Annotated in this window: 6 protein-coding genes; all 6 read left to right on the top strand. The window is 76.1% G+C overall.

The features are described 5' to 3' along the window. The 6 genes from PIR53_04075 (at window position 1) to PIR53_04100 (ending at window position 12828) form a co-directional block, all read left to right on the top strand. Window positions 1–1338 carry a glutamine synthetase family protein gene (locus PIR53_04075; GenBank protein ID WZH53175.1) on the top strand — a complete coding sequence of 446 codons (1338 nt, stop codon included), beginning with the start codon at window positions 1–3 and terminating at the stop codon, window positions 1336–1338. Continuing rightward, entirely contained in the window at window positions 1339–2109 is a 771-nt protein-coding gene (locus PIR53_04080) for a type 1 glutamine amidotransferase (protein WZH53176.1), read from the top strand. A 1-nt stretch (window position 2110) separates the two neighbouring features. Beyond that, the gene (locus PIR53_04085) at window positions 2111–5143 is read left to right on the top strand and encodes a bifunctional [glutamine synthetase] adenylyltransferase/[glutamine synthetase]-adenylyl-L-tyrosine phosphorylase (protein WZH53177.1); all 3033 of its coding nucleotides are present in this window, start codon (window positions 2111–2113) and stop codon (window positions 5141–5143) included. Then, window positions 5127–7931: a DEAD/DEAH box helicase family protein gene (locus PIR53_04090; protein ID WZH53178.1), complete on the top strand. Its 2805-nt coding sequence runs from the start codon at window positions 5127–5129 to the stop codon at window positions 7929–7931. The genes PIR53_04085 and PIR53_04090 overlap by 17 nt, the downstream gene beginning before the upstream one ends. 173 nt (window positions 7932–8104) lie before the next feature. Beyond that, a complete protein-coding gene (locus tag PIR53_04095) occupies window positions 8105–11317 on the top strand; it encodes a glycosyltransferase family 2 protein (GenBank protein WZH53179.1) in 3213 nt (1070 codons plus the stop codon). Continuing rightward, window positions 11314–12828 (top strand): DUF5719 family protein, encoded by a 1515-nt coding sequence (locus PIR53_04100; protein WZH53180.1) that lies wholly within the window; start codon window positions 11314–11316, stop codon window positions 12826–12828. The genes PIR53_04095 and PIR53_04100 overlap by 4 nt, the downstream gene beginning before the upstream one ends. Window positions 12829–12835 lie beyond the last annotated feature (7 nt).

A 12835-nucleotide genomic window follows, 5' to 3' on the forward strand; every position in this document is an offset into this window, starting at 1 on the left:
ATGGGCAAGCAGGAAGACTTCGTTCTCCGCTCTCTCGAGGAGCGTGACGTCCGGTTCGTCCGGCTCTGGTTCACCGACGTGCTCGGTCACCTGAAGTCGGTCGCGGTCGCTCCCGCGGAGCTCGAGGGGGCCTTCTCCGAGGGCATCGGTTTCGACGGCTCGGCGATCGAGGGCTTCGCGCGGGTCTACGAGTCCGACATGCTGCTGCTCCCCGACGCCTCGACGTTCCAGATCCTGCCGTGGCGGGCGACGGGTCCCTCGACGGCCCGCATGTTCTGCGACGTGGTGATGCCGGACGGCAGCCCGTCGTACGCCGACCCCCGGTTCGTGCTGAAGCGCAACCTGGCCGCGGCGGCGGAGAAGGGCTTCACCTTCTACACGCACCCCGAGATCGAGTTCTACCTGCTGAAGAACATCCCCGAGGTGGGCGTCGACCCGGTGCCGGTGGACCGCACGGGCTTCTTCGACCACACGCCGCAGTCGATGGGCTCCGACTTCCGTCGCGAGGCGATCACGATGCTCGAGGCCATGGGCATCTCGGTCGAGTTCAGCCACCACGAGGGTGGGCCCGGCCAGCAGGAGATCGACCTGCGGTACGCCGACGCGCTCAGCACCGCCGACAACATCATGACGTTCCGCACCGTCATCCGCGAGGTCGCGCTGAGCCAGGGCATCTGGGCGACCTTCATGCCGAAGCCGTTCACGACCCACCCGGGCTCGGGCATGCACACGCACCTGTCGCTCTTCGAGGGCGACCGCAACGCGTTCTTCGAGGCGGGGGCGGAATATCAGCTCTCGCGCACCGGACGGCACTTCATCGCCGGCATCATGCGCCACGCCGGCGAGATCTCGGTCGTCACCAACCAGTGGGTGAACTCCTACAAGCGGCTCCTGTGGGGCGGCGAGGCGCCGTCGTACATCTGCTGGGGCCACAACAACCGCTCCGCGATGGTGCGGGTGCCGATGTACAAGCCCAACAAGAGCCAGTCGACGCGCGTCGAGCTCCGCACGCTCGACCCCGCGTGCAACCCCTACCTGGCCTACGCGGTGGTCCTCGCCGCCGGCATGCGCGGCATCGAGAACGAGTACGAGCTGCCCCGCGAGGCCGAGGACGACGTGTGGTCGCTCACCGAGCGCGAGCGCAAGAGCCTCGGCATCGACCCGCTGCCGAAGACGCTGTCCGAGGCGATCGAGGTCGCCGACTCGTCCGAGCTGCTGGCCGAGGCGCTGGGGGAGCACGTCTACGACTTCTTCCTCCGCAACAAGCGCGCGGAGTGGGAGGAGTACCGCACGCAGGTCTCCGCCTTCGAGCGCGACCTCATGCTCCCGGTGATCTGAGTGCCGACCCTCCTCGTCGTCCAGCACCAGGCCGACTGCCCGGCCGCCCTGTTCGGTCCGTGGCTCGTCGAGGGCGGGGTGGAGCTCGACGTGCGCCGCGTCGACGACCCGAGCGTCCGGCTGCCGACCCTGGAGGGGTACGCCGGGGTGCTCGTGCTCGGCGGCTCGCCGGGCGCGACGGACGACGAGGTCGCGCCCTGGCTCCCCGCGGTCCGCGCGCTCGTGCGCGAGGCGGCGGAGCGCGGCCTGCCGACGCTCGGCATCTGCCTGGGTCACCAGCTCGCTGCGGTGGCGCTGGGTGGCGCGGTCGCGCGGAACCCGAACGGGCAGACCGTGGGGGTGACGCCCGTCGGCTGGACCGACGCGGCGGCGACCGACCCGCTGTTCGCGGCGATCGTGGCCGCCCGTCCCGAGGCCGTCGCGGTGCACTGGAACAACGACGTGGTGACGGCGCTCCCTCCGGAGGCCGTCGTGCTGGCCCGCACGCCGGGCGGGGAGGTGCAGGCCGCGCGCCTGGCCCCGAGCGTCTGGGGCGTGCAGCTCCACCCCGAGGCCGACCGTCCGGTCGTCGCGGCGTGGGCCGCCTCCGACGCGGCGACCCACGCCGCCCGGGGGCTGGACCAGGGCGCCCTGCTCGACGCCGTCGAGGGTGCCCACGCCCAGCTGGCCGCGACGTGGCGGGTGCTGGCCGAGGGCTTCGCCCGGCTCGTCCGCACCGCGCCCGTCCCCGGCGACGGGCGGCGGGAGGCCCCGCTGTCGGAGGCGTCCTGACGTGGCCGGTGCCGTGACGGGTCGTGGCCCGAGCCGGGGTGTTCTCCTGCGTGCGGGCTTCGCCGACGTCGACACCGCGGGCCAGCGTCTCGCGGGCCTGGGCGAGCGGGCCGGCGCGGTGCTGGGGATCCTCGGCCGCACCGCCGACCCCGACGTCGCGCTGGCCGGGCTGGTCCGCCTCGCCGAGCGGGTGGACGAGGAGGACGTCGCGGGCGGCGCCGAGGCGCTCCTCGACGCCGTCGCCGACGACGAGGGCACCGCGATGCGCCTGCTCTCGGTGCTGGGCGCGAGCACGGCGCTCGGCGACCACCTCGCGAAGCACCCGGGGCACTGGCGGGAGCTGACCGACCCGACGCTGGGCTCCACGCGTCCGGCCGCCTGGGCCGTCCGCGAGGGCCTGCTGCGCGCGGTCGGGGCCGATCCCGCCGCGGCCGACCCGGTCGCCGACGTGAGCACGCCGGACCTCGACCGGGCCGCCCTGGACGGGCTGCGGGTGGAGTACCGGCGCTGGCTGCTGCGCCTCGCCGCCCGCGACCTCGCCCACCACCTCGGGGTCGACGACGTCGCGGCCGAGCTCTCCGACCTGGCGTCCGGCACCCTCGAGGCCGCGCTGGCGGTCGCGCGGGGGCGCGTGGGAGACGCAGCCGCCAGCGTGCGGCTCGCCGTCGTCGCGCTCGGCAAGTGCGGTGGGCACGAGCTCAACTACGTCTCCGACGTCGATGTCGTGTTCGTGCACGAGCCGGCGGTAGGTCCGGAGGGGGAGCCCGCCGTCGGTCCCGACGCGGCGCTCCGCACCGCGAGCCGCCTCGCCTCGCAGCTCATGCAGGTCTGCTCCGACCACACCGGGGAGGGCACGATCTGGCCGGTCGACGCCAACCTCCGGCCGGAGGGCCGCCGGGGGACGCTGTCGCGCACGCTCGCGAGCCACGAGGCCTACTACGACCGGTGGGCGAGCACGTGGGAGTTCCAGGCCCTGCTCAAGGCCCGTCCGGTGGCGGGGGACGCGGGCCTCGGCGCCGCCTACCTGGAGATGGCCCAGGGCTTCGTCTGGCGGGCCGCGGAGCGGGAGAACTTCGTCACCGACGTGCAGGCCATGCGCCGCCGGGTGCTCGACCACATCCCCGCCCGGGAGGCGGAGCGCCAGCTGAAGCTCGGGTCCGGTGGGCTGCGCGACGTGGAGTTCGCGGTCCAGCTGCTGCAGCTCGTGCACGGCCGCTCCGACGAGCACGTGCGCATGCCGACGACGCTCAGCGCGCTGGCGGCGCTGACCAGCCGGGGCTACGTGGGTCTCGAGGACGGCACGGCCCTCCACGAGGCCTACGCGTTCCTGCGCACGCTGGAGCACCGGATGCAGCTGTGGCAGATGCGCCGCATCCACGTGGTGCCGGACGACGAGGCCGACGTGCGGCGTCTCGGCCGCTCCCTGCACCACCTGCGCGAGCCGGTGAGCGGGCTCGAGAAGGAGTGGCGCCACCACCGTCGCGAGGTCCGCCGGCTCCACGAGAAGCTCTTCTACCGGCCCCTGCTCGAGGCGGTCGCGCGCATCCCGGGCGAGGCGAGCCGCCTGTCGCCGGAGGCCGCGGAGCGTCGGCTGGCGGCGCTCGGCTACCTCGATCCGAAGGCCGCACTGCGGCACCTCGAGGCGTTGACCGCCGGCGTGTCGCGCACGGCCGCCATCCAACGCGCACTGCTGCCCGCGCTGCTCGACTGGTTCGCGGACGCGCCCGACCCCGACGCGGGCCTCCTCGGCTTCCGCCGGATCTCGGAGAGCCTCGGCACCACGCCGTGGTACCTGCGCACCCTCCGCGACGAGGGCGAGGTCGCCCACCGGCTGGCGCGGCTGCTGGCGACGTCGCGCTACGCGACCGACCTGCTGCAGCGCGAGCCCGAGGGCGTCCGCATCCTCGCCCAGGACCTGGCGCCGCTGTCGGCCGAGACGCTCACCACCGAGATGCTCGCGAGCGCCCGTCGCCACGGCGACCTCGCAGGCGCCGTGCGCGCGATCCGCGGCGTACGGCGGCGGGAGCTGTTCCGCATCTCCGCCGGCGAGCTGCTCGAGGTCAACGACGTCGACACCGTCGGGGCCGCGCTGTCGCGGCTCACCGACGCGACGCTGGAGGCGACCCTGCAGTCCGTCGTCGCGCGTCTCGTCGCGCAGCGAGGGCTCGACGGGGCGCCGACGCGGATGGCGGTGGTGGCGATGGGGCGGTACGGCGGCTTCGAGCTGTCCTACGGTTCCGACGCCGACGTCATGTTCGTGCACGACCCGGTACCGGGGCGCGAGGACGAGGCCGGCGGCTTCGCCAAGGCCGTGGTCAGCGAGCTCCGCACCCAGCTCGGCGTGGCCGGACCCGACCCGGCGCTGGAGGTCGACGCCGACCTGCGGCCCGAGGGACGGCAGGGCGCCCTGGTGCGCACGCTGGACTCCTACGCGGCGTACTACTCCCGCTGGTCGCACGTCTGGGAGTTTCAGGCCCTCCTGCGTGCCGACGCGGTCGTCGGGGACGAGGGCCTGCGCGAGCGGTTCCACGCGCTGATCGACCCGCTGCGGTTCCCGGCCGAGGGCATCGACGACGAGGCCGTGGCCGAGGTACGCCGCATCAAGGCCCGCGTCGACACCGAGCGCCTGCCGCGCGGCGCGGACCCGGCGACCCACCTCAAGCTCGGCCGCGGCGGTCTCGCCGACATCGAGTGGACGGTGCAGCTGCTCCAGATGCGGCACGCCGGACGGGTGCCCGGGCTGCGGACCCCGCGCACGATCGAGGCCCTGGCCGCGGCGCAGGAGGCCGACCTCCTCGCCGCGGAGGACGCGGACACCCTCGCCCAGGCGTGGCGGCTCGTGAGCCGCATGCGCAACGCGGTCACCCTGGTGCGCGGCAAGCCCGGCGACCAGCTGCCCCGCGACCCCCGGGAGCGGGCGGCCGTCGCGTCGGTGCTGGGCTACGGGCCCGGGGAGGCGGACGCGCTCGTCAACGACCACCTGCGCACCACGCGCCACGCCCGCGCTGTCGTCGACCGTGTCTTCTGGGAGTGAGGCGGGTCCGGTCGGCCTGACCTGGCGTCAGCACCAGCGCGCGGCGTTCGCCGCCGTCCAGGCCGACCAGCGCCGCAAGCGGATCGACGGGGTGCCGCTGCGGTCGTGGGTCGTCATGCCGCCGGGGTCGGGGAAGACCTACGTCGGCCTCGGGCTCGCCCAGCTGGCCCGGCAGGCGACCGGGGCGACGGTGGTCGTGCTCGTCCCGACCACCGCCGTGCAGGGGCAGTGGATCGCCGCGGCGGCCGATCTCGGGCTGGAGGCGTCGACCGACCGGTCCATCTCGTCCGAGGTCACCGTGCTCACGTTCCAGGCGGTCGCCCACCTGGTGCCGCCGACGGAGGAACCTCCGCCCGACCCGGCCGTGGACCCCGAGGGCGACCCGCTCGAGCTGCCGGAGGAGATCGACGGGATCGCCGACACCGAGATCGGGGCGCGGCTGCACGAGAACGGCAGCGACCTCGTGGCGCGCCTGACCGAGCTGAGCCCGCTGCTCGTGGTCCTCGACGAGGCCCACCACCTACTCGAGGCGTGGGGGTCGCTGCTCGTCGAGACCCTCGCCCACCTGGGGAACGCCAGCGTGGTGGCGCTGACGGGCACGCCCCGCGGCGGGGTCGGTGGGGAGCAGCGGCTCGCGCTGACGACGTACTTCGGGTCGACGGCCTACGAGGCGAGCACCGTGGACCTGGTGCGCCAGGGCGACCTGGCGCCCTACGCCGAGCTCGCCTGGTTCACCACCCCCACGGAGGCAGAGGTCACGTGGATGGGCGAGGCGCCGCTGCGGCTCGCCGAGCTCGGGGCGCTCCTCGACGCCCCCGGGTTCGGGACGACGTCGCTGCGCGAGTGGCTGCGCAAGCGGTTCGTGACGCCGACGCGCTCGTGGCGGCGGCGGGTCTCGTGGTCGTCCCTCGCCGCGGCCGACCCGGCCGTCGCGAACGCCCTCCTGCGCCACGCCCACGCCGGCGAGGTCGACCTCCCGGGCGGCGCACGCCTCCGACGGGAGCACCGCCGACCGCCGACGCTCGAGGACCGGATGCTCCTCGTCGACGACTGGCTGCGCCGCTGCGTCGCACCGAGCGACGATCCCCGGGACGCCGAGGTGCTGGCGGTCATGCGCCGCACCCTGCCCGCCGTCGGCTGGGTGTGGACCCGCCACGGCGTGCGTCGCGGCCGCGAGATGGCCGACCGCGTGCTCGCGCGGTCGGAGGCGAAGTCGGTCGCCTGCGTCGAGATCCTCCACCACACGGTCGGCGTGCTCGGCCCGCGGATGCGGACGCTCGTGCTCACCGACCACGAGAGTGCGTCGTCGACCGTGCCCATGACGCTGCGCGGCGTGATCGACGGCAAGGCGGGCTCCGCCTGGGCGGTGCTCGACGAGCTCACCCACGACCGCGCGACCGACCTGCTCCACCCCGTGCTCGTCACGGGCCGCACGGTGGCGGGCACGCCCGCGACGATGACGGACCTCGCGTCGTTCGTGGCCGAGCGGGACCCCGACCTGGGTGCGACCCTCCGGGTGGAACCGGTGCCGCTCGCGAGCGCGGAGGCCGGCCGGGTGCCGCTCGCCCGGCTGGTGGGCGAGCGCCGCCCCGACGGGTGCCTGCCCTGGCAGGCACACCGCTGGATCGGCGAGGTGACCGCCTACCTCACCGCGGGCCGCACGCAGGTGCTCGTCGGCACCCGCAGCGTGCTCGGCGAGGGCTGGGACGCGCGGTGCGTCACCGGGATCATCGACCTCACCACCCCGACCACCCACCAGTCGGCCGTGCAGGTGCGCGGCCGGTCGCTGCGCACCGACCCGGCGTGGCCCGAGAAGGTGGCCGTGAACTGGACGCCCGTCTGCGTGGCCGAGGGGCACCCGAGCGGGGCGCAGGACTGGGACCGCCTGGTGGCCAAGCTGGAGGGGTACGTCGCACCCCACGCCGCCGGCGGGCTCGACGTCGGCCACGGGTGCCTGTGGTGGCCCCAGCCGTTCGACGGCGCGGCGCCCCCGGTCAGCCGGTTCGCCGAGCTGAACGCCGCGGCGATGCGGCGCGCGACCGACCTCGAGGCCGTCCGGGACGCCTGGTCGGTGGGGGAGCCCACCGGGGTCGGACGACGCCGCGCCTCCGACGGCGCCCTGCGCGGGTTCGTCACCCACCGCACCGTCGAGCTGCCGCCGCCGGGGACGGTGGTGGAGCCGCGGAGGCCGCCGGAGATGCCGGACCTGCCCCGGGTCCGCCTGACGTCGTCCTCCGGGCTCGCCGACGTCGTCGACCTGGCACGCGGGATCGCCCACCGTCGAAGCGACCGACGGCTCTACGGCGAGGACCTCCTCGCCCACGCCCGCCGCGGCCCCGGCCTCCAGCACGTGGTCGGTGCGGTGGCCGACGCGCTGCTGGAGCTCGGGCTGACCAACGTCCCCGCCGAGGACGTGGAGCTCGCGATCTCCTCGGACGGCTCCTACGCCCCGATCCTCCGCGGCGCGGGGCCGTCCGAGGAGGACGTCTTCTCCACCGCCCTGGCCGAGGCCGTCGGACCGCTGGAGGGTGCCCGCTTCGTCGTCTCGGTCCCGCTGCTGTCGCCCCCTCCGGAGCGCGGTGACTCCCGGTCGGTCCTGCGTGCCGCCCGGAGGGGTCAGGTGACGCCCGACGACGAGGCCTGGTTCGCGGTCCCGTCGGTCATCGGGGACGACGCGGACCGCGCCGCGACGTACGCCGCGTGCTGGGCGCGCTGGACCGGCGGCCGCGACGTGGCCGTCGCCACGGCGACCCCCGAGGGTGCCGGCGTGCTCGCAGCCCACGCCTGATACCCCTGGGGGGTATGGCACTTTCCCCGGTCAGCCGGGGAACCGACCACTTTGACCATCAAATTTGATGGTCTAAGTGGCGTGTTCCCCGGCTGACCGGGGAACCGACCGGCCCCTTCCCTGCCCCCAGCGGGTTGGCCCCCTCTCAGGCGCGGATCGTAGGGTGGCCGATCGTGACCGACGCCGTGCTTCCCCCCGACGGCCCGCCGCAGCCGAGCCACCCCAGCCTCGCCACGGGCGCCGTGCCGGTGGTCGTGCCGCCGCCCGACGAGGGCGAGGACCACTGGGCCGACCTGCGGGACCTGGACGCCCCGGCGGCGCCCACCGTCCCCGTCGACGCCTCGGCCGTCACGGTCCTCGTCGTCGCCCACGACGGCGCCACGTGGTTGCCGACGGTGCTCGACGCCCTGGCGCGCCAGACGGTCGCGGCCGGTGCGGTGCTGGCCGTCGACACGGGCAGCACCGACGGCAGCGGTGACCTCCTCGACGCCGCCCTGGGGCACGACAACGTCCTCGACCTGCCGGCCTCCACGCCGTTCGCCGACGCCGTCGACGCCGCGCTCGCGCGCCTCGAGCAGGCCGACCGGGCCGACCGGGCCGACGGCTGGCTCTGGATCCTCCACGACGACGCGGCGCCTGCCCCCGACGCGCTCGAGCGGCTCCTCGAGTGCGCCGAGCGGCAGGCCCTGGCGGGCACGCCGGCGGACGTGGTCGGTCCCAAGCTCCGCGAGTGGCCCTCGCTCAAGCGGCTCCTCGAGGTGGGCGTGACCATCAACGGCACCGGCCGCCGGGAGACGGGGCTGGAGCGGGGGGAGTACGACCAGGGCCAGTACGCCGCGACCCGCCACGTCCTGGCCGTCAACACCGCCGGGATGCTCGTGCGGCCCGGCCTGCTCCGTGACCTCGGAGGCTTCGAGCCCGCCCTCCCGGTGCTGGGCACGGACCTCGACCTGGGGTGGCGCGCCGCGTCCGCCGGTCGCCGCGTCGTCGTCGCCCCCGATGCGGTGGTCTTCCACGCGGAGGCCTCCCACCGCGGGCTGCGCACCTCGACCCTCGTGGGCCGCCACCCGCACGAGGCCGAGCGTCGCGCCCACCTCCTCGTGCTGCTCGCGAACTCGTCGAGCCGACGCTTCCTCAACTCCTACCTGCGCGTCGTCGTCGGCAGCCTGCTGCGTGCTCTCGGCTTCCTGCTGACCCGCCGTCCGGGCGTCGCCGTCGACGAGGTCGTCGCGATGGCCGCGGTGTGCGCCCGGCCGGGCGAGCTGCGTCGCCTTCGCGCGGCGCGCCGGGCGAGCCGCACGGCCCCCGACGCCCAGGTGCGCCCCCTGCTCGCGCCCTGGTGGTTGCCGTTCCGGCACGGTCTCGACGGCGCGGGCGAGCTGCTGGGCTCCCTCACCACCCACGCCGCCGACGTCGCCGACCGCCGTCGCGACGCCCGTGCGCGGGCCGAGCGCGAGCGGGCCGACGCCGGCCGTGCGGGCACGCGCGCGGCCTACCCCGGGGACCGTCCCGACCGCCCCGCGAGCGGCAGCGACGACGACGAGCTGGGCGCCGAGACCGGCTGGCTCGTCCGCTACCTGACCAGCCCCGTGGCCCTCGTGCTCACCGCCGTCGTGCTGCTCTGCCTCGTCGGTGCGCGGGAGGCGTTCGGCGCGGTCTCGGGCGGTGCCCTCGCCCCGGCCCCCGGGACGACCGGCGCGTGGTGGGACCTCCACCTCTCGTCGACCCACCCCCTCGGCACCGGCAGCGACGTGCCCGCCCCGGCGTACGTCGCGCCCCTCGCCCTGCTCGCCTGGCTCCTGCCGGGCGGACCGTCGGTCGCGGTCTCCGTCGTGCTCGTGCTCGCCGTGCCGCTCGGGCTCTGGGGCGCCTGGCGCCTGCTGGGTGTCGCGGCCCGGCTCGTCGACCCGCGGGGCGCGTCCCCGTGGCTGCTGGGGGTCGGCGCGACGACGTACGCACTCGTCCCCGTCACCAGCGGCGCCTGGGGCGCGGGGCGCTTCGGCGTGGTCGTGGCCGCCGCGGTGCTGCCGTGGTTCGTCCACGCCGCCCTCGGCTTCGCCGACCCCGAGCGCGACCGGCGGTGGCGCGCCGGCTGGCGCTCCGGCCTGCTGCTCACGGTGGTCGTCGCCTTCGTGGCCGCCGCCTGGTGGCTCGTGCTCGGCGTGGTGGCCCTCGTGGCGGTGTTCGCCGTGGTGGTGGCCCGCGGCCGGCTGCTCCGGCGCTCGGTGCTCGGCGGCGTCGTGGCCCCGATCGGGGTCATGCTCGCCACGCCCGCGGTGCTGCTCTCGCCCTGGCTCGTGCCGACCCTCCTCCAGGGCGACCTCGTGGCGCTGATGGGGGAGGCGGGCCGGCTGCCCTACGGGATCCTCAGCCCCACCGACGTGCTGGCCGGGCACCTCGCCGACCACGCCGCCCCGGCCTGGACCGGCCTCCTGCTCGCCGCCCTCGCGCTGCTCGCGCTCCTGGTGCCCGCCACGCGCCTCGCCGTCGTCGGCTGCTGGGCCATCGCCCTGGCCGTCGCCGGTCCCGCCAGCCTCCTCGCCCTCCCGGTCTTCCAGCTCGCCGCGGGCGAGACGCCCGCGGCCGTCGGCTTCGTGGTCGTCGCGCTGCAGGGCGCCGCCGTCGTGGCCGTCGTGCTCGGCGCCCAGGGCGTCGGCCTGCTCGCGACCGGGCGTCGCGACCGGCCCGACCGGCCCGACCGGCCCGACCGGGTACGACGCGTGCGCACCGCCCTCGGCGTCGTCCCTGTCCTCGTGCTCGCGCTCGTGCCCCTCGCGGGCCTGGCGTGGTTCGTCGGGCCGGGGGCCGCGGTGGCGGACGACGACCGCGACGAGGCCATCCCGGCCTACATGGCGCAGCGGTCGGAGACCTCGCCGTCGTACGGCGTGCTCGTGATCGACGGCTCCGTCCGCACCGGTCTCACCTTCGAGATCCGCCGGGAGGACGGCCTCCGCCTCGGCGAGGAGGAGATCGCCGCGCTGACCCCGGTCGACGAGACGATGGTCGAGGACGTCCGCACCCTGGTCTCGACACCGAGCGCCGAGCAGCTCGACCGGCTGCGGGAGGCGGGCATCTCCTACGTCGTGCTGCCCGCGCCGGCCGACCCGCAGATCCGCGCGGTGCTCGACTCGGTCGCCGGTCTGCAGCCCGCCTCGGCGGCCGACCCCGACACCCGTGCGTGGGAGCTCGTCGAGCAGCCCGCCGACGACGCGGTCGACGACGGCTCGACCGGTGTCGGTCGGGCGCTGCTCCTGCTCGTGCAGGGCGTCGCGGTCGTGGTCGTGCTGGTGATGGCCGGTCCGAGCCTGCCCTCCCGGCCAGGCCGTGGCCGCCCCGGAGCCGCGCCCGCGGCTCCGTCCCGTGTACCCGAGGGGAGCGTCGCGTGAGCGAGGAGCAGGCCCGCTCGACCGGTCGCCGTCGAGCCGCCCCGGCCCAGCCCGGCCGCCGCCGGATCGACCCCGCGATCGTGGCCGCCGTCGTGCTGCCCCTGCTGGTCGCGCTCGCGGTCGCCGCCGTGCGGGTCGGCGCGCCGCAGCCGCCCGCGACCGCCCCGACGGCCGAGGCGCGGACGGCCTCGACCCTCGTGTGCCCGTCGGCCGGCGTCCTCGCCGGCACGGACGACCCCGACGCGGTGGTCCCCGAGAGCGGTGTCGTGCGCCTGGCCACGGGCCCGGACGCCGACGGCTCCGTGAGCGCCGGTCCGCTCGACACCCCCGCCGCCGCCGAGGACCTCGAGGACACGGCCGACGTGACGCCCGACGCGGGCGGCGCCAGCCAGGTCGACACGGGCGCCGCCGTCGTGCTGCGTGGTTCCGGTGGCGCCGCCCCGGGGCTCGCCGCCGCACGGTTCGACGCCTCCGGCGGGATCGGCACGACCTGCCGCACCCCCGACGTCGGCGGCTGGTTCGTCGGTCTCGGTGCCGGCGGGGAGCGCTCGAGCGTGCTCGAGCTCACCAACCCCGACCCGGGCTCGGCGGTCGCCCGGCTCTCGCTCTACGACGAGTCCGGTCCCGTGGACGCGCCCGAGATCCGCTCGGTCGTCGTGGGGACCGGTGAGACGCGCCGGCTCGACCTGGCCGAGCTCGTCCCCACCCTCGGTGACCTCGCCGTCCACGTGGACGTCACCCGCGGGCGCCTCGGGATCGCCGCCCTCCAGACCATGCAGCCCCTCGACGGCTCGCGCGGCGGCACCACCTGGGCGCCGCTCGTCGCCGAGCCCGCCACCGAGACGACCGTCCTGGGCCTGCCCGGGGACGCCGGCACGTCCCGCACCCTGCTGGTGGCCAACCCGGGCGATGTGCAGACCCGCGTCGACGTGGACCTGCTGGGCACCTCCGGCCCGGTCCGCCCGACCAGCCTCGAGGACGGGCTCGTCGTCGCACCGGGCGCGGTGGCCACCCTCGACCTCACCGACGCGCTGGGCGAGGCCCTCACCGAGGGCGGCGGGGGTGCCTCCGGGGTCCGCGTCACCGCCGGCAGCGCCGTCGTCGCGAGCCTGCGCTCGGGGACCGGTGCCGCCGAGGTCGGCTCCGTGACGACCGCGCCGGTCCCCACCGACGTCGCCTCCGGCGCGCTCACGGGCCTCCTCCCCGAGGGGGCGGGAGCGCGGCGCCTGGTGCTCGATTCCCTGGCGCCGGGTGAGGTCGCCGTGCCGGTGGTGGCGCGCAGCGCGACCGGCGACGTGCTGCTCGAGGAGGACGTGGCGCTCGGGGCGGGGGCCGCGACGGCCCTCGACCTGCCGGAGGGCACGGCGCGCGTCGACGTCGCGCCGACCGACCCGCGCGTCGACGTGCGCGCGGCGCTCGTCACCGGCAGCGGGGCGCGGGCCTCCGTGCTGGCGCTGGTCCCGACCATCACCACCGACCTCGTGCCGACGGCCCGCCGCGCCTGGCAGTGACGGCAAG

Source organism: Nocardioides alkalitolerans, from assembly GCA_038184435.1.
Classification (GTDB): Bacteria; Actinomycetota; Actinomycetes; order Propionibacteriales; family Nocardioidaceae; genus Nocardioides; species Nocardioides alkalitolerans_A.

Excerpts from the sequence above, each read along its gene's own strand:
- PIR53_04075 (WZH53175.1), top strand. The coding sequence starts at position 1 with ATGGGCAAGCAGGAAGACTTCGTTCTCCGCTCTCTCGAGGAGCGTGAC.